General features: G+C 58.2%; 15 protein-coding genes and 2 pseudogenes. 7 read left to right on the top strand and 10 right to left on the bottom strand.

Going from position 1 to position 17,071, the window contains the following annotated elements; genetic code table 11:
- Positions 1-3: 3 nt before the first annotated feature.
- From V7080_RS01910 to V7080_RS01890, 5 genes and pseudogenes are all read right to left on the bottom strand, one after another.
- Complete coding sequence (locus V7080_RS01910) at positions 4-180, bottom strand: hypothetical protein (protein ID WP_334186700.1); 177 nt, start codon at positions 178-180, stop codon at positions 4-6.
- Between the two features lie 6 nt (positions 181-186).
- Positions 187-1,413, bottom strand: coding sequence for a c-type cytochrome (locus tag V7080_RS01905; protein WP_442947168.1), 1,227 nt, complete (start codon positions 1,411-1,413; stop codon positions 187-189).
- A gap of 90 nt (positions 1,414-1,503) precedes the next feature.
- Positions 1,504-2,115, bottom strand: a complete 612-nt coding sequence (locus tag V7080_RS01900; RefSeq protein ID WP_334186699.1) for a c-type cytochrome — start codon at positions 2,113-2,115, stop codon at positions 1,504-1,506.
- 361 nt (positions 2,116-2,476) lie between these two features.
- Positions 2,477-2,614: pseudogene (locus V7080_RS01895) on the bottom strand (IS3 family transposase); the annotation flags it as partial.
- A gap of 126 nt (positions 2,615-2,740) precedes the next feature.
- A complete protein-coding gene (locus V7080_RS01890) occupies positions 2,741-3,754 on the bottom strand; it encodes a tyrosine-type recombinase/integrase (RefSeq protein WP_334186698.1) in 1,014 nt (337 codons plus the stop codon).
- 118 nt (positions 3,755-3,872) lie between these two features.
- Between V7080_RS01890 and V7080_RS01885 the strand changes: the two genes are divergently transcribed.
- Positions 3,873-4,913: a DNA-binding protein gene (locus tag V7080_RS01885; protein ID WP_334186697.1), complete on the top strand. Its 1,041-nt coding sequence runs from the start codon at positions 3,873-3,875 to the stop codon at positions 4,911-4,913.
- A gap of 78 nt (positions 4,914-4,991) precedes the next feature.
- On the opposite strand, the gene V7080_RS01880 is transcribed toward V7080_RS01885, so the two are convergent.
- Both V7080_RS01880 and V7080_RS01875 read right to left on the bottom strand, forming a co-directional pair.
- Positions 4,992-5,321 carry an HPF/RaiA family ribosome-associated protein gene (locus tag V7080_RS01880; protein WP_334186696.1) on the bottom strand — a complete coding sequence of 110 codons (330 nt, stop codon included), beginning with the start codon at positions 5,319-5,321 and terminating at the stop codon, positions 4,992-4,994.
- A 15-nt stretch (positions 5,322-5,336) separates the two neighbouring features.
- Entirely contained in the window at positions 5,337-5,600 is a 264-nt protein-coding gene (locus tag V7080_RS01875; RefSeq protein ID WP_334186695.1) for a hypothetical protein, read from the bottom strand.
- A 556-nt stretch (positions 5,601-6,156) separates the two neighbouring features.
- On the opposite strand from V7080_RS01875, the gene V7080_RS01870 reads away from it, so the two are divergent.
- The gene (locus tag V7080_RS01870) at positions 6,157-6,702 is read left to right on the top strand and encodes a hypothetical protein (protein ID WP_334186694.1); all 546 of its coding nucleotides are present in this window, start codon (positions 6,157-6,159) and stop codon (positions 6,700-6,702) included.
- Between the two features lie 457 nt (positions 6,703-7,159).
- Here the strand turns inward: V7080_RS01870 and V7080_RS01865 are convergent, their stop codons facing one another.
- Entirely contained in the window at positions 7,160-7,495 is a 336-nt protein-coding gene (locus V7080_RS01865; protein ID WP_334186693.1) for an ArsR/SmtB family transcription factor, read from the bottom strand.
- A gap of 241 nt (positions 7,496-7,736) precedes the next feature.
- Here V7080_RS01865 and V7080_RS01860 point away from each other — a divergent pair.
- Positions 7,737-10,196 (top strand): annotated as a pseudogene (locus tag V7080_RS01860) (bifunctional diguanylate cyclase/phosphodiesterase).
- Between the two features lie 345 nt (positions 10,197-10,541).
- Here V7080_RS01860 and V7080_RS01855 read toward each other — a convergent pair.
- Complete coding sequence (locus V7080_RS01855; protein WP_334186692.1) at positions 10,542-11,387, bottom strand: universal stress protein; 846 nt, start codon at positions 11,385-11,387, stop codon at positions 10,542-10,544.
- A 369-nt stretch (positions 11,388-11,756) separates the two neighbouring features.
- On the opposite strand from V7080_RS01855, the gene V7080_RS01850 reads away from it, so the two are divergent.
- From V7080_RS01850 to V7080_RS01835, 4 genes are read left to right on the top strand one after another with little or no spacing between them, the layout of a single operon-like run.
- Entirely contained in the window at positions 11,757-12,416 is a 660-nt protein-coding gene (locus V7080_RS01850; protein WP_334186716.1) for an ABC transporter ATP-binding protein, read from the top strand.
- Positions 12,410-14,791 (top strand): ABC transporter permease, encoded by a 2,382-nt coding sequence (locus V7080_RS01845; protein ID WP_334186691.1) that lies wholly within the window; start codon positions 12,410-12,412, stop codon positions 14,789-14,791. The genes V7080_RS01850 and V7080_RS01845 overlap by 7 nt, the downstream gene beginning before the upstream one ends.
- A 5-nt stretch (positions 14,792-14,796) precedes the next feature.
- Positions 14,797-16,041 (top strand): efflux RND transporter periplasmic adaptor subunit, encoded by a 1,245-nt coding sequence (locus tag V7080_RS01840; RefSeq protein WP_334186690.1) that lies wholly within the window; start codon positions 14,797-14,799, stop codon positions 16,039-16,041.
- Between the two features lie 30 nt (positions 16,042-16,071).
- The gene (locus V7080_RS01835; protein ID WP_334186689.1) at positions 16,072-16,509 is read left to right on the top strand and encodes a hypothetical protein; all 438 of its coding nucleotides are present in this window, start codon (positions 16,072-16,074) and stop codon (positions 16,507-16,509) included.
- Positions 16,510-16,549: 40 nt separating this feature from the next.
- Here the strand turns inward: V7080_RS01835 and V7080_RS01830 are convergent.
- Positions 16,550-17,071, bottom strand: a 522-nt coding sequence (locus V7080_RS01830) for an alpha/beta fold hydrolase (RefSeq protein WP_334186688.1), incomplete at its 5' end; no start/stop codon positions are given.

The raw sequence follows: 17,071 nt of genomic DNA, 5'->3' as shown, positions 1-17,071 counted from the left end.
CGGTCAGTTACGCGGCAAGAAAACAAGGAAATAAAAGGCAAAATAGATGGCAAGGACGAGGATGACGGCCGTGCCTGCCAGGGCGAGCGCCCCGCCGGGACCACGGCTGACGATTTCGTCGACTGCGTGCTGATTTGCCTCCGGATTGTCAATGCTGCTGTCATTCGGTTCGTAAATCATGGATGGCTATTCCAGGGTAGCGGAGCGAAGGTCGTTGGCTTCTCGGGGTGTGACTGGCGCGCCGCGATTGCCCCATGCGGTACGTATATAGGTGACGACTGCGGCGACTTCCATATCGGAGAGTTCCTGCGCGAACGGCGGCATGCCATAGGGCATCGGGTTTTTCTTGGTGCCGGGCGGATATCCACCGTTCAGGACCATGCGGATCGGGTTGACTGCCGATTCCATTTCGATCGATTGGTTGTTGGCCAGCGGCGGATAATGAGGCGGCTTGCCGGTGCCGTCGACGGCATGACAGGTTGCGCATTTGTCTTCGTACACGCGGCGGCCATCGATGAATAATTGGGTCGCTTCCGGTGTGTTGGGCAGCTGGCTTGGTCCGCGTACCGATGTTTCCTTGTCCGGGAGACTTTTCAGGTAGACCGCCATGGCCCTGACATCCGCATCGGTGAGATGCTGAAGGCTGTTATAGGTGACTTCCGCCATCGGGCCGTAGACTGTGCCGCGCTTTGACACGCCTTTCTGCAACAGATCCATGATGTCCTGAATTTCCCATTCACCGAGACCTGCCTCCCGGTTCGAGGTGAGGGACGGAGCGTACCAGTGCTGCATCGGGATCAACCCGCCCTGGAAGGCTTTGGCTTCGGAAGTGCCACCCAATGCGTTAATCGGCGTATGACACATGGCGCAATGCCCCAGTCCCTGCACAAGGTACGCACCACGGTTCCATTCAGCCGATTTGGTTTTGTCGGGCTGGTATTCGCCTTCCTGAAAATATAGCGTGCGCCAGCCTATCAGCAGGCTCCGATTGTTATAAGGAAACCGCAGTTCATGCGGACGGTTTTGCTGGACGACCGGGGGCACCGACATCAGGTAGGCGAAGATTGCATCCGAATCCTGCCGGGTGACTTTGGTATAAGAAGCAAACGGCATCGCGGGATAGAGCAGCGAACCATCACGGGAGCGGCCGGTATGCATCATTTTGTAGAACTCCTCCGCAGTCCATTTTCCGATGCCAGTCTTCGGCTCCGGCGTGATGTTGGGCGCATAGAGTGTGCCGAAAGGCGTGGGCATTGCCCGGTTACCGGAAAAGATTTTTTTGCCCGGCACCGTATGGCAGGCGATGCAGTCACCGGCCTGCGCCAGATACTCGCCGCGCCGAATCTGCTCTGCCGACGCGCCGGCTTTGGCTTTGCCGGCCTGGGCATACGCGTTGCCGTTACCGGCGAACAGCGTGACAGCGGATAGGGAAGCCGCCAGCAGCAGGTCCCGGCTTCGCTTGGTTAAGAACGTCACGTTCGTTCTCCTGACTGTATGACTCGCCTATGGCTTCTGGCTGCCGCACTCCAGCGGCAGGCGTACGGATGATTGCTTCAAGGGAGTGGTATTTGCCGGAATTGGCATGGCGGCCAGCCATGCGGCCGCCGCAGCCACATCTTCTTCCGTCATTCGCGCAGCGACCAGGTGCATGCAGTCCGGTTCCACGGAGGTTCGTGTGCCGTAGCGCCATGCGCCAATCTGCGCGGTGATGTAATCCGGCCGCAAACCGACCAGTCCTGGAATACCGGGTTCGCGTCCACTCAGGTCGGGCCCATGGCAGGTGGTGCAGGCGGGAATGCCCCGGTTTGGCGCGCCGTTGACTACGAGACTCTGGCCCTGTTTCAGAATCTTTTCGGAAGCGGTTGGCGGTCCGAAGCTTTCGAACGGCTCCCTGGCATCGGCATAGTATTGCGCCATTTTTTTCAGGTAGTCGTCCGGGAGATAGGCGAGCAGATAGTTCATCGGCGCATACTTCCGGCGGCCGTCGCGGAAGGCCAGCAGCTGGTTATACAGATAGCCGGCAGGCTTGCCTGCCAGGCGAGGGAAGTAGACGTTGTTCGTGCCCTTCCCGTTTTGTCCATGACAGTTAACGCATGCTCGAACACGTTCTTCCATCGTATCCGGAAGGGCTTGAGAGGACGCAGAAGGCGTACTTTGCGCAAAGCATATGGAACAAGCTGCTATGAGCCAGGTGAGCAACAATGATCGACTGTGTTTGATCACACATCCCCTCCAACGCTGTCGCAACGAGTTTGTATAACTCAGGAATTGGTGTTGTTGATTTGCTTACTCGGTAGACTTGAGGATTCGAAAAAAATTCCTATCATCGCAGTTGCAGCATGTAGGAAAATTTCTAAAGAGCGCTCGTATATATCATCATGCCTTCCCGCTGGCCTTGGCCCTGCATAACCGGACAGGTGTCAGTGCCCAACTAGTGGCAGTTTCCTGAGCCAGACCCAGCAGCTCCTGCCTAAACATGCGAATGGACTTCATTGAAGTGTTCAAAGGCGTCTGGCAATTGGCCCAATACCGCAGCATCGGTGCTGCGATCCATTTGGCTGACGTAATTCCGCTTGAACGAATTGATGCAGCTTTCCACCATGCCGTTGGACTGCCCCAAGCCCGATAATCGGCATTCCCGGTCGCTGTGCCGCGATGAAGCCAAGCGTCCGGATGACGGCGAATTGCAGCAGTGTCTATTCACACTGGCGGAGCAGAAGCGTTGCTACCGGAATCCTCGTCATTTCTTGACGCCGACTTGCAGGCGTTGGGCTGCGAATGGCTCAGCGGCATCGACATAGCGCATCGCTGACTGCACGTTCTTCCAGCCGACGTACTCCATCAGTGTTTTCATATCCCAACCATTCGAGGTAGCCCAGGCGGCGAAGCCGCGCCGCAACGAATGGCCGCTATAGAGCCTGGCCGAAGCAATGCCCGCATTGGCCAGCATCGCCCGCAGTATCGGAATCAGGCTGTCGGTGCGCAATGCGTGCTGCCTGACATGTGCCCAGCGGTCGATCGCCCGAAATACCGGCCCTTCATCGAGATGGGCGGCACCCGTCCAGTCCAGGTACGCTTCCACCGGGCACAGCCTGGCTAATGCCGGCACCTTGAATGTCGAGCCGCGGTACGTACGGTCTGCCTTGGTGTGGGTGAGATAACAAGTCATGCCCTCGCCCGCGATCGCCTGCACGTGTTCAATGCGCAGCCGGGTCAATTCGTCGCCGCGAAACCCGCGCCAGAAGCCAAGCAGCAGCAAAGCCTTGTCGCGCCGGTGGCGCAATGCGGCCCCGCGATCGCCCGTGCGATCGGCCTGGGCAATGGCGCCATCAAGCCACAGAGCGACTTGCTCGATCAAATCCAGCTGTAACGGTCTGGCTTGCTTTTGCTGCACCGGGTGCAATGCTGCGATGCCGCGCAGTACCTGGCGCACGATCGGCGCCTTCGTCGGATCCGGGAAGCCCTGTTCGTTGTGCCAGCGTGCAAGCGCCGCAAGCCGGTGGCGCAGCGTATGAACAGACAGCGTCGGAGCGTAGTGGGCGAGGTAATGCGAGATGCTATCGGCGGTGGCAGGCAGGAAGCCGCCCCACTCGACCTCGAAATGACGAATTGCCGACCCGTAGCTTTGCCGCGTGTTGTCGCGGGTGGCTGCTTCTAAATACTGGTCGCGCATGTTCATCGCATCGAGGGTTGTCGGTGGCGAACGGGACAGTACGCGCCCGAGCCATAAAAATGGGGGGGAAGCCGTGATCATACCGGATAATCCTTGTTTATCCGGTATCAAAAGACGATTGCGGAACGAACAGAAATCGCGATAGGATCGTATGTAATTATGTATTACGTATTACAGTACGTTATTTGACGGAGGTGGCATGGCGCGCAGCGGATTGAACAAACCAGAGGTCAGGAGAGCGCGCGATACCCTGCTCGCCCAGAACCGGCACCCATCGGTCGACGCCGTGCGCATCGCGCTTGGCAATACAGGCTCGAAATCCACCATTCACAAGTATTTGAAAGAACTTGACGACGAAGACGGTGCAGCCGATTCACGCAAGGCTTCCGTCAGCGACACGCTACACCAATTGGTCGAGCGGCTTGCCGCACAACTGCAGGATGAAGCGCGCACCGAAATCACGGCATTGCAGGCCGCGCACGCGGATCGCGAGCGCCAGCATGCGGACGTATTGGCCGCAACACGCGCGCAAATGGACCAGCAGCAGGCGCAGCTGCAGCGCCTGGAAGCGCTGCTGCAGCAGGAAGGGCAAGCGCACCACCACACGCGTCAGCTGCTGCAGCAGGAAACGATTGCGCGCCACACGGCGCAACAGCAGGCCGGTGAGTTGCAGCTTCGGCTGGCGGATAACGAAGCGCATCGGCAATCGCTGGAAGACAAGCACCGCCATGCGTATGAGGCGCTCGACCATTACCGGCAATCCGTCAAGGTGCAGCGGGACGGGGATGAGCGCCGCCATGAATTGCAGTTGCAGGGGGTGCAGGCAGCATTGCGCCAGGCACAGCAATCGGTCATGGTCAAGCAGGAGGAAGCGACGCGGCTCAACCAGGAAGGCGTACGATTGATTGCCGAACTGACGCACACCCGTCAAATGCTGCACGATGCACAGGAGAATGGCCGGCGGCTCGCGCAGGGACTGGAAAGCCTGCAGGCAAAAGAACAGCAGGCACTGGTTCTGGAAGCGCAACTGGCGGAAAGAAATGCCCAGGTACAGCAACTGGCGGCGCAACTGTCGGCAACTGGCGCAGCCGTCAAGGACTTGCAAAGCCAGATCCGGACGCTGGAATTATCGCTTGCACAGTCGCAGACAAAATCCGACGCCGAGCAAGGCCTGGTTGCCGAATTGCGCGCCTACCTGCAAAACCCGGACCGGCCGGCGACGAAGGATGCAACCGGCTGATGTCGCCCAGCCCGGCCGCGCCCCTGCGTGAGCGCAGTAAGCTGGACGCACGCGATCAATGCGCAAGCGTTTCGCGCTTCATGAAGTCGGCCCGCGTCCACGAGGCAAGCGCTTTCGGTTCAGCATGCGCATCGCACGGTAGGCGGCCCGCTTGACGGCGCCGTCGATCGCCTGGGACATATCTTCCTGCACTTCACGAATCACGACCTCCGGGCTGCCTGGCATCAACACACTGACCTGGCACACCTTGTCTTTACCGCCGTCAAGGCCATTTAACTCACGCAAGCGCACGACGATGCGTGCCACCTGGCCGCGCGCGTGCGCAAAAGCCGTATGCAGGCACCGTTCAAGAAAATCACGCAGTGACGGACTCAGGTAAAACTCTTGGGCAACCATGCGCACTTCCATTGCGGCCTCCTTTTATCATCCGGACAAGGCCTTATTATTGCCCGCCTCAAGGTAACGGATAACCGCACAAAATCGGATATTGACTTCATTAAACAAGGAATGAACCTTTGCAATGCCGTTCATAAAGCGGTTAAACGAAATGGCCTTCAAGCAATTCACCGTTCGACCGACATAGTGCCGTCGCGAAAATCCAATGACATCCATTTGAATATTCGCGTGATTTTTGACCACCTGTATGGAATGCATCCGGTACGTTAAATGGAAGAAGATTTCATTCATTCTCCACATGATCGGTTATGCATGCCGTCACACCTGTAATGCCGCTGCGCATTAATGGTATTCGCATGTTTCACAAACCTCTCCAGGTTTGAATCTAAGGATGGGTCGGTCACACGCGCACCCATGAAAGGCCTGCACCCCTATAAGGCTTGTCCGCAATGATGCAATCAGCGGCGGCTCAGAATTGCGATCATACCGGCTGATCCTGCTATCGATGGTCAAGCACGGTGCTCCTGCAGTGCTCACCACATGACGCTGTACAGTACGGCACAAAGACCCGCCGGAGCGCGAAGAACACTAGAGGATGCGACTTCAGCCAAACCTGTCCCCCCTGGAACGGACAATTGCCAGGTCTGGGCACACGAAATCGCTTCTCTACTACAAGCGAGTGCGACATCAAGCGCAAAACACTCTCCAAAAATCCCCCTCAAGGGTTGTAAACCGCCGCACAACAGGGCAAGCTACTGCAAACGGCGCATCCCGTCTTTGCCCGACACGGCAAGACGCGCCGCAAAATCGTTCATAGATATATCCCGCAGCAACAAGGAGCAGACCAATGAAGACCGACTGGAAATTGACTTACCGCCGCCGACTCGCATCCGACGAGTTCAGCAACAGCGTGAGGATGCACCTGGGCGGCATCCGTTGCGCACCGCGGGAAAAACGCCCGTCCCTTGCCGCCCAGTTTGCCGGGTGGCTGCGCCTGCACCGCAGCTACGTGCGGGTTGAACTGACCCGCGCACTGGCCGATGAACTCGGTATCGTGACGACGCAAAAGGTGGCGCTGATGCTGATGCATACGGCGTTTGGCGCCGGCACATCGAAGGACTTCATCAACGACAAGTTCGCCAAGACCGGCAGGACCGCAGCGACGAAGTACATGGACGCAGCCCAGCTGCAGATTGCACGGCATACTGAGCTCGTTGCCGACTATACAGATGTCTACGAATGGTATTGCGTACAGTTGATGGAGCGCATCGAAGTCATCAAGCTCGGCAGTGGCTATGCGCCGCAGCACAAAACTAAAGCCGGAACACGCGATGTTGCTGCGGGATATATCACGGAGCGAAACGCCCCCTCGCAGCAAGACTTGTTCGCCTGACCGATCAGAATAAGCAACACATCTTGTTGCCCTGCATGCGTAGTCCGGATTGGCAGATGGAATACTCCATCTGCCTGACCCCCCATCCCTTCCGTGCGTAAGCTTCAATAACCACATGAATGCATCGTTGTAGACGACGTACCGGTGTGGCATGCTGTCGGCGCCATCGCTGCACGCCTGACTGACTATAGCTGGACATATACGCAAAGGCAGTGGCTTCCCGTAGCGCTGCTTCGGGCTTCCTTTCACCGAAACCGCTTAACGCGTCGTTGAACGGCCACCTCATGGCTTTTCGACCTTGCGCTTGGAGTTGAGGCCGCTCGCTTCCGGCTGAACAGCAACAGATTCAAAGTAGTGACTTTCGCGGCATTTTATTAACGGCTCTCGGCCGTTGCTGTGGTGATCAACGGAAAACTCTGCATCATTGCCGTACTCATCTCGGGTAGCAGGTCACGCCTTACGGCTCCCCTCTATCGTCGCAGTACATCTCATACAAGGTCTTCATTACCGCCAGCGCCTCCATGCTGTCGATACGATAGTAGATCTGCCTGCCTTCTCTGCGGGTGGCTACCAGCTTTTCCTGCCGCAGTACCGTCAATTGCTGTGACAGTGTCGGTTGCCGTATGCCAGTCAGTGCTACCAACTCGGCAACGGCATATTCGCCCTGGCTCATTTGGCACAGCAGCAGAAGGCGGTCAGGATTGGCCAGTACCTTCAGTAATGCGCAGGCCTTTCCCGCTGCATTCTGCAACGTGTCCACGTTGATTGGCGCTTCGGACAATACAGTAGGCATTTGATTGTCTTGTCGATTAGCACGATGACGAAGGACGACGACACCGGCATGGATATCCAGCACCGCGCTGTCGGTATGCAAGCTGGAATTGACCTGAACTTTCGGTGTGACGTTTCATCATATATACAATAAATATTATATGAAGTTCAATGGCAATTGCACCAGGTGCGAAGGATGAAATGGAGGACGGCCAAATCCTACCGCCGCGTTTTTGTTGCCCAATTCCCAGGAAACTCATCAAATGAGTTTTACGATTCAGGATCAAACTGCTTTCCATCAACTGTGCGCAGTGGCCGCAGGCATTGGCTCTTGGGTAAGCGACCCAGTCACTAATCGCGTCTATATCTGCCCAGTCCTTGCGCAGCTGCTCGAACTGCCAACCGAGCACCACAGTTTGACTGCAGCGGAATGGCACCGTCTCCTTACCGAGGATGACATCGCCAGAGTGGGACGGTCGATAGAGGCGGCTGCATCGGAAAACAAGCCATTTAGCGTCGAACACCGAGTAACGCTTCCCTCCGGCCGTATTACCTGGTTTCTGGTGCGAGGCACCATCAACAGGAATTCTTCGGGAAATCCAGTGCAGAGCGCCGGAATTGCCATTGACATTGGCGAGCAAAAAGGTGTTGAAGAGGCGCTCCGCGCCAGTGAAGAGCGATTTCGGTTACTCACCGAGGTCAGCCCTGACGGCATCCTGGTACTGGTTGGCAACAAATTTGTCTATGCCAACCAATCGATTGTCCGACTCCTCGGAGCGACCGATGCAAGCGAAATTATCGGTCATTCACCCCTGGATTTTTTAGACCCCGCATCGTGGGACACGATGCAGGGCAGGATTGCCAATGCACTTCAACAGGGCGGCACCAATCCGCCACATACCTGGCACGTGCGCCGCGCCGATGGCACGATGGTCTATTTGCAGGGGATTTCCGGTAAAGCATCCTGGAATGGCCAGCCGGCCATTCAGGTCTTGGTGCGCGACTTAACTCAGCAAATGGCAGACGAGGCGCGTTTCCGGCTCATGAATGAGCGTCTGAAACTGGCCGTGGAAGGCACAGGCGAAGGAGTCTGGGATTGGGATGTCGTTCATAACACCTACGCGCTTTCGGATGGACTCAAGAAGATTCTTGGCTACTGGGGAAATGACAGTATCGTGAATGAAGTGGATTACAACGATCATGTCCACCACGATGATCGGGCCCGAAGAGACGCTGCGCTGCAAGCCACCCTCGAGGGAACCATGCCCGTCTATGAATGCGAGTTCCGGATTCGGTGTGCGGATCAGCGCTGGAAATGGGTGGTATCGCGTGGCGTTGTCGTATCGCGCGATGAGCATGGAAAAGCATTGGCGATGACCGGGATTGTCTCCGACATCACGGCCAGAAAGGAGTCGGAGGAATTGGTTTGGCGGCATGCGAATCTGGATGCGCTGACCGGCCTTTCCAACCGCAGGCATTTCCTCAATGAAGTCGAAGTTGAACTGCGTGCCGCACAGCGTACCGGGAACCAGGCGGCGTTGCTCTTTATTGACCTGGATGGGTTCAAGCAGGTCAATGATATTTACGGGCATGAAATGGGAGACCTCCTGTTGGTGGAAGCTGCGCAACGCATCAAGCAATGCACACGTTCAACGGACTTGCTCGGCCGGCTCGGCGGCGATGAATTCATCGTGCTCCTTAGAGGCTTGCATGAGGCCAGTCACGTGGAATGCGTTTGCCAGAAAATCCTTTACTGCCTGTCACAACCGTTTAACGTGGGAGCCGAGGTTGCACAGATTTCTGCCAGCATGGGGATCGCTTTATACCCAACGGATGCGGGCTGCATCGACGACTTGCTGCGCAAGGCCGACCAGGCGATGTACCACGCGAAGGGAACGGGGAAAAACCAGTTCAGCTATTTTATGCAGGAGATGGATGACCGCGCGCACGCTCGCCTGCGCATGTCCATGGAGCTGCGTCGGGCGATCTCATCACACCAGCTGTACCTTGAATTTCAGCCGGTGATTGATATGCACAATGGAAGTATTGCTAAGGTTGAAGCGCTGCTGCGCTGGCAGCATCCCATGCTGGGTAACGTCACCCCTTCCGTTTTTATTCCGATTGCAGAAGACGCTGGATTAATGGGAGACATCGGCAACTGGGTGTTTCAGGAAGCGGCGAGCTGCATGCAGCGATAGAGGGAGCAAACTGGCATGACGCTTAAGGTGGCTGTGAACAAGTCACCATCTCAGTTTAGTCGACGCCACTTGGAACATGATTGGCTGCAGTATCTTAAGGCGCTCGGGATTCCGGCATCAAATCTCGTTGTGGAGATTACCGAAGGCCTGCTGCTTGACGCTTCTCCACAGGTGAGCGACAAGCTTCTGGAATACCGGGATGCGGGGATCCAGGTCGCGATTGATGACTTCGGAACAGGCTACTCATCAATGGCATACCTGCAGAAATTTGACATCGACTATCTGAAAATCGATCAATCCTTTGTCAGGGACATTCCTGCTCATAAAGGCAACTGCACAATCGCGGAAACGATCATCGTCATGGCACATAAGCTCGGCCTCAAGGTGATCGCGGAGGGCATCGAGACGCAGGCGCAGTGCGACTTCCTGACGCAAGCCGGGTGCGACTATGGACAGGGATATTTCTATTCCTGCCCTGTACCTGCCGATCAGGTGGAGCACTTGCTGTCCAGGCATTTGCCTTAACACTCGACCAATGATGTCTTAGGCGTCATTGGTCCGGTCAGTTCAGCCGAACGGCAGCTTCGCAACGTTGTGCGACATTGTTTGTGGGTCGCCACTCCAGGTCGACGTGCCGTCTCTGCGACTGGATGACCTCATTCAGTAACTTGCCTGACCGCTTCAATCTTGAATTCTTCTGCGTACCGCTTACGACACCGCCATTTAGCCGAATCGCAAGGCTTGAAAGTGTTTATAAATCCGGCGGGCGATTCAATATTCACCCTAATCTCCACCCGGCACAATTTGAAACCGCAGCCAGTATTCAGGATCTGCTTCGCGCTACTTTGCGAGCGAGCGTCGTATTTGTTATCAGTGCGACATTAGTACTGGAACCGTCATTGCATGCAAAATTGTATCCGTGACCCCGCCAAGCACTACTTCACGTAAACGCGCATGACCATACCCGCCCATCACCAGAAGGTCCGCACCGAAATCACATGCGTAGGACAGGACTGCATTGCCAATGTCGATGCTATCGCCGGTGTTCTGGCTTGAAACATCGACGTTGAGGCCGTGCCGTGCAAGATAGAGTGCGATATCGGCCCCGGGCACTTCGCCATGTCCGTCCGGTCCGACAGAAGGATTGAAGACAACCACCTGGACCTGTTTCGCCTTGCTCAGCAACGGAAGCGCCGCTGTCACCGCACGCGCTGCCTCGACACTCCCATCCCACGCAACAATCACCCGGTGGCCGACGACCTCGAACTTTCCTGCATAAGGAATCAGTAGAACCGGGCGTCCGGAATTCAGCACGACGTATTCCGGAACGTCCGTGCGTTCTGCAGGAAGGCGCTCGTCGGGATCGGTCTGGCCGACGACAATCAGGTCGCTATACCGGCCCTGCAGGCACAGCGCATCGCCGGCTTCTTCATCGATCATGGATTTCTCGAAGGTTCGCACGCCGGCTTTGTTGACTGTGTTCTCGAAAGCAGCCAGCGATGTGGCCGCATGCTCTTTCATGAAATCAAGATAAACGCTTAAAGCCAATCCGCCCTCGCCCGTCATCCCGGCCGCCTGGAATGAGCGCGGCAAACCGGTTGCGGCCACGCCCACGAGGTGGGCATCGTTCTCCCTGGCGAGTTGAGCGGCAAGGCGGATGCGGTCGAGAGCATGGCGCGAACTGTTGACATGGACAGTGATGGTTTTATAGGTCATTGCATTTCTCCTTGAATAAAGACTGCCGATGTCACATGTGAGCACACCTGTACCGATGCTCCGGAAATATCAACGATGTTGAAAACGAGTGCATGGTAGGAGCCCAGAAGAACAAATTGATTGATTTAAATCAAAAAATTCCGGGCTGGATCAATCCGTAAGCCAATGTGCCGCGTTTTGCATTTTTTGATATGAGTCAAAAAAAGCACGCGCATTGCGACTACGGTAAGTAGTTTGAAGCGCCATGAATATTCCAAGCACATCATGTTCGCCCCATCGGACAATATCCGCACCCTAGCCTTCGCACCTCCACGGGAGAACAGCGCGCAAGCCGTCTTCAAGCTAACAGACGTATCAAAGGTCTACACCATGGGCGAGGTCCAGGTGCATGCACTGAAGAACGTTAGCCTCGATCTGTATGAAGGCGAATTCATCGTGTTGCTCGGCGCCTCGGGAAGCGGCAAGTCGACATTGCTGAATATTCTGGGCGGGCTCGACACGCCGACCTCCGGCAGCATCCGTTATCTTGACACCGACCTGACGTCCGCTTCCGATATGGTGCTGACACAGTTCCGCCGTGACCATGTCGGCTTTGTGTTCCAGTTTTACAACCTGATTCCAAGCCTGACCGCGCTGGAAAACGTGGCGCTTGTCACCGAAATCAGCCCCGATCCGATGGACCCCGCCGAAGCGCTCGCACTGGTGGGACTCGCCGACCGGGTCGATCATTTCCCGGCGCAACTCTCCGGCGGAGAACAGCAGCGGGTCGCCATCGCCCGCGCGATTGCGAAGCGGCCCGACATGCTGCTGTGCGATGAACCGACCGGCGCACTCGACTTCCAAACCGGCAAGCTGGTGCTGGAAGTCCTCGAACGCATCAACCGGGAACTGGGCACCACCACTGCCGTGATTACCCACAACGCCGCCATCGCAGGAATGGCGCACCGGGTGGTGTACATCAGCAGCGGCCAGATAACACGCATCGAAACCAACGCCAGCCGCCTGACGCCCGCGGAGATATCGTGGTAGCGATTCCCGCCGTCATCGGATCGCTCAACCGCAAACTGCTGCGCGACCTGTGGCGCATGCGCGGACAGGCGATCGCGATCGCAGTGGTCGCCATGTGCGGCATCGCGACGTTTGTGACCATGCGCGGCTCCTACGAGGCAATGATCGCTTCGCAGGCGAGCTATTACGAGCAATATCGGTTCGCGGACGTGTTTGCCAATGCAAAGCGCGCACCCCGGACGGTACTGGACCGTATCCGGGAAATCCCCGGCGTCAACGAAGCCCATGGGCGCGTCGTCTTCAATGCGACCCTGGATGTCCCGGGCCTGGACGAGCCGGCGAGCGGCCGCCTGGTGTCGCTGGAACCCGACCTGGACAGCGGATTGAACCGGGTGCACCTGCGCTCGGGGCGCGCGCCGCATCCGGGAAATGAACGGGAAGTGCTGCTCAGCGAAGCCTTTACCGCGGCAAACAATCTGCACCCGGGCGACACCCTGGGAGCCATCATCAACGGCCGCAAGGAGCGGCTGCTAATTACCGGCATTGCAATTTCACCGGAATACCTGAACGAAATGAGTGGCAACAGCTTTCCGGATAACCGGCGCTTCGGCGTTATCTGGATGGCACGCGATGCGCTGGCGGCGGCGCTCGACATGCGTGATTCGATGAATGACGTATCGGTGGTGCTCGCCCCCCACGCCAGCGAGTCGCAGGTGATCGAGGAACTCGACCGCCTGCTGAAACCTTATGGGCCGCTGGGCGCTTATGGCCGCTCGGAGCAGCTGTCGCACAGCTTCATATCGGATGAACTGGCGCAATCGCGCGTCAGCGGCATGGTGATTCCGGCGATTTTTCTCGGCGTGGCCGCTTTCCTGATCCATAACGTCCTGCTCAGGATCACGGTGCTGCAGCGGGCCCAGATTGCGCTGCTGAAAAGCTTCGGATACCGCAACTTCGCCGTTGCCCTGCATTACATGAAGTTCGCGCTGGTGACTGTCATGATCGGCGGCGTCATGGGGATTGCCCTCGGCACATTGCTTGGCCGTGGGCTGGCCGGGTTGTACGCCCGGTTCTATCACTTTCCCAGCCTGCAGTTTTCACTGTCGGGATTCGTGATCGGGACAGCCCTGCTCATTGCCGCCTTGGCGGCAACGCTCGGCGCCGCGCTTGCCGTGTCGCGCGTGCTCAAGCTAGTTCCGGCGGAAGCCATGCGTCCCGAAGCGCCGGCGCGCTTCAAGCCCGGCCCCCTGGAACGGCTGGGCTTGCGGCGATTCATTCCGCTGTCATTGCGCATGGTCCTGCGCAGCCTGGAGCGCAATCCGGCAAAGGCGATGCTGTCGATCCTTGGCCTGGCGCTGGCGATCTCGCTGATGATCGCCGGTCAATATACGTTCGACGCGCTGGAGGAAGTCATCCGGATCCAGTTCCGGACCGCGCAACGCGATGATGTCACCTTGAGTTTCAATACGCCGCGCGATTTTTCGGTGGTATACAACCTGGCCGCGCTGCCGGGGGTACTGCGCGTGGAACCCTTCAGGAGTTCGCCCGTGAAGATGAAGTTCGGCCATCGCAGCAAAAAGACTGCGATCATCGGACTGGTCCGGGAACGCCAGCTACGGGTGGTGCTCGATGAAAACGAGAAAGAGATCGATCTTCCGGCCGAAGGCGTCGTGCTTTCCCGCAAACTGGCCGAAGTGATGGGGGCACGCGCCGGCGATGTGCTCACGCTTGAGTTCCTCGACGGGAAGCGGCCGACGCTATCGGTGCCGGTCACCAAACTGGTGGACGAACCGATCGGCATACTTGCCTATATGGATATCACCGCGCTGGCCAGGCTATTGCAGGAGCCGCAAACCGCGTCGGGCGCCTTCCTGGCGGTCGACCCGCTGCACCGGTCGGCCCTTTACCGGCAGCTCAAGGAAGTGCCATCGGTTGCAACTCTGAATCTGCGTGAAGCCACCCTGGAGAGCTTCATGGCGACGGTGGCGGAAAACATGCGGGTCAATACCATGGTGCTGATCGCCTTCGCCTGCGCGATCACCGGCGGCGTGGTCTACAACTCCGCCCGCATCGCCTTGTCGGAACATGCGATCGAGCTGGCCAGCCTGCGCATATTGGGCTTCAGCAAGGGCGAGGTGGGTGCGATGCTGCTCGGCGAGCAAGCCTTGCTGATCCTTGCCGCAATCCCGCTCGGATGCGCTCTCGGCTACGGCCTCGCCGCGCTGCTGTCGGCGCTTCTCAGCCAGGAAATGTTCCGCATCCCGCTTGTCGTCAGCACCAGGACGTTTGTCATATCGATCGGCGTGCTGCTCGCCGCCGCCATGGCTTCCGGGTTCCTGGTATGGCGAAAGGTACAGCATCTCGATTTGATTGAAGTCCTCAAGACCAGGGAATAGTCAGCATGGATATCAGAACCGCCGATCCCGCCCTGCAAAAAATCGCCGCCAAACACCGACGCTCCCGCCGCCTCGGCAAATGGGTCGGCACGGCAATCGCCATCCTGGCCATCATTGCGCTTGCATGGGCGCTGTTCACGCCGGACCCGATCAGCACCGAACTGACCGCCGTTACGCGTGGCCCGATGCAGGTGACCGTCGACAGCCAGGGACAGGTGCGCGTGCATGACAAATACATCGTCGCGGCACCAGTGGCCGCGGAACTCAGGCGCATCGAGTTGCATGAAGGCGACCGGGTGAGCAGGAACGATCCGGTCGCCGTTCTCGATCCGCTGCCGCTCGATCCGCGCCAGAGACAGGAAGCGCTGGCCCGCCTGGATTCGGCCAGGGCCTTGGCCCGTGAAGCGGGGTTGCGGGTGCAGCGCGCGTACAACGACTTGCAGCTCGCCAGCAGTGAACGGGCGCGGACCGAACGTCTGGTGGAAGGCAACTTCGTCTCGCCACAGGCGGCCGAGAAAGCCATCGCCCTGGAGAAGGCCAGCCGGGTCGAATGGGACGCCGCAAAATCCCGCGAGGTGGCCGCGCTTGCCGATATCAAATCGGCGGAGGCGGCGCTGTCCGCCGCGGGTATGCCGGACGCAGGCCCGCTACGCCAGGTGCAGCTGACGTCGCCTGTCGATGGCTACGTATTAAAGATCAACGAAAAGAGTGGCCGGACCGTCAGCGCGGGTACGCCGCTTGTCACGATCGGCGACCCCGCGAAGTACGAGATTGTCGCCGACATCCTGTCGACCGACGCGGTAAAAATCAAGCCCGGCGACACCATGCTGCTGGAAGGCTGGGGTGGCGCACAAACCCTGCGCGCGAAGGTCAGGCTGGTCGAGCCGGTCGCGTTCACCAAGATCTCGGCGCTCGGCGTCGAGGAACAGCGCGTCAACGTGATCGCCGACCCGGTCGACGAGCTGGGCCCGCTGGGCGACGGCTACCGGGTAGAGGCGCGCGTCGTTGTCTGGTCGGCGGACCAGGTCACCAAGGTCGCGGGCAGCAGCCTATTCAGGGTAGGCGATGCATGGCACGTTTTTACCGTCGAGGACGGCCGGGCGCGGGAACGGGAGGTCCGGATCGGGCAGCGCAACCAGACCGAGGTGGAGATTCTGTCCGGCGCGGAACCGGGCACGGCTGTCGTGCGCTATCCGAGCAACCAGATCCGGGACGGGGCACGGATCGCGGCGACGAAATCATCGGCATGACAGCCCTGGGAAACAACACCCGGCCACACGATGCCGGTTCGCATCGGGTCGCCGGAGGCGGAGCCGCTTCACAACTCTTATCGTCACAATCATTCTCTTCGCAGCATGCCTCTTTCACCTCGCGGGGTTCACATGACCAAAACCATCCTTCATGCATCATTGCTCCTGGCAAGCATTGCCCCCTTCGCATACAGCAGCGCGCAGGCGCCGCCGGAACTGAATCGGTCGCGAGGGGCATTGCTGTATTCAACCCATTGCATCGCCTGCCACAGCACACAGGCGCACTGGCGCGACGCGCGGCTTGCAACCGATTGGGACAGTCTGACGAAACAGGTAAGCCGCTGGGAACGCAATGCCGGGCTTAACTGGAATGAAGAGGACGTTTCAGCCGTAACGCATTATCTGAATTCACTCTACTATCATTTTTCTCCAGGAAAGGAAGACAAAAAAGTCTCATCCCGTGAGTAAGATCGACCATATCGCCGCAATGGTAGGCTTGACGCAGTCTTCAGTCGTGCCGTTCGGGCCAGTGCGTGAGGAACAGACGCCAAAGGCGCTTCCATGTGCGCCAGTTATGTCGCCCGGGAATGGCAAATACGCGATCGGGCGGCAGGAGGTCCGCGAGCATTCCGTTGGCCCGGGCAAACGCATCACTTTCCCCATAGCCGATATAAACCGCCAGTGGCGGATCGCGGTCAGGCGTATCGCAGAGATGCTGTTTGAACCACGCCCACAAAGTCCGTTGTACATCAGTCTGCGCAACATGGCCCGGCTCCCATTTCCGCACGCCGCCGGCATTGGCTATTTCCATGATCAGGCTCTTGTCACCAAGATAGGGAGCGAACAGGACGATTCCGGTAAGGCGCGAACCATGTCGGGCCGCATAGGCCGCGGCGCCGAATCCCCCGAGAGAAATGCCGACCAGCCAGATTTCCTTGTAACCCGTTGCATGTGCCGACTCGATGATGTCGTCGGTCATCCGGTCGAAGATGACCCGCGTCGCGTAATAGCCAAAATGCGCGTCGACCGC

The sequence above is a fragment of the Noviherbaspirillum sp. genome, from assembly GCF_036846085.1.
In the GTDB taxonomy this organism is placed as follows: Bacteria; Pseudomonadota; Gammaproteobacteria; order Burkholderiales; family Burkholderiaceae_D; genus Noviherbaspirillum.
This window is presented reverse-complemented; position numbering and strand designations above follow the sequence as displayed.

Excerpts from the sequence above, each read along its gene's own strand:
- V7080_RS01835 (WP_334186689.1), top strand. The coding sequence starts at position 16,072 with ATGCCGGTTCGCATCGGGTCGCCGGAGGCGGAGCCGCTTCACAACTCT.
- V7080_RS01910 (WP_334186700.1), bottom strand. The coding sequence starts at position 180 with ATGATTTACGAACCGAATGACAGCAGCATTGACAATCCGGAGGCAAAT.
- V7080_RS01875 (WP_334186695.1), bottom strand. The coding sequence starts at position 5,600 with ATGAATGAAATCTTCTTCCATTTAACGTACCGGATGCATTCCATACAG.
- V7080_RS01900 (WP_334186699.1), bottom strand. The coding sequence starts at position 2,115 with ATGGAAGAACGTGTTCGAGCATGCGTTAACTGTCATGGACAAAACGGG.
- V7080_RS01840 (WP_334186690.1), top strand. The coding sequence starts at position 14,797 with ATGGATATCAGAACCGCCGATCCCGCCCTGCAAAAAATCGCCGCCAAA.
- V7080_RS01870 (WP_334186694.1), top strand. The coding sequence starts at position 6,157 with ATGAAGACCGACTGGAAATTGACTTACCGCCGCCGACTCGCATCCGAC.
- V7080_RS01850 (WP_334186716.1), top strand. The coding sequence starts at position 11,757 with ATGGGCGAGGTCCAGGTGCATGCACTGAAGAACGTTAGCCTCGATCTG.
- V7080_RS01855 (WP_334186692.1), bottom strand. The coding sequence starts at position 11,387 with ATGACCTATAAAACCATCACTGTCCATGTCAACAGTTCGCGCCATGCT.
- V7080_RS01890 (WP_334186698.1), bottom strand. The coding sequence starts at position 3,754 with ATGATCACGGCTTCCCCCCCATTTTTATGGCTCGGGCGCGTACTGTCC.
- V7080_RS01885 (WP_334186697.1), top strand. The coding sequence starts at position 3,873 with ATGGCGCGCAGCGGATTGAACAAACCAGAGGTCAGGAGAGCGCGCGAT.
- V7080_RS01865 (WP_334186693.1), bottom strand. The coding sequence starts at position 7,495 with ATGCCTACTGTATTGTCCGAAGCGCCAATCAACGTGGACACGTTGCAG.
- V7080_RS01880 (WP_334186696.1), bottom strand. The coding sequence starts at position 5,321 with ATGGAAGTGCGCATGGTTGCCCAAGAGTTTTACCTGAGTCCGTCACTG.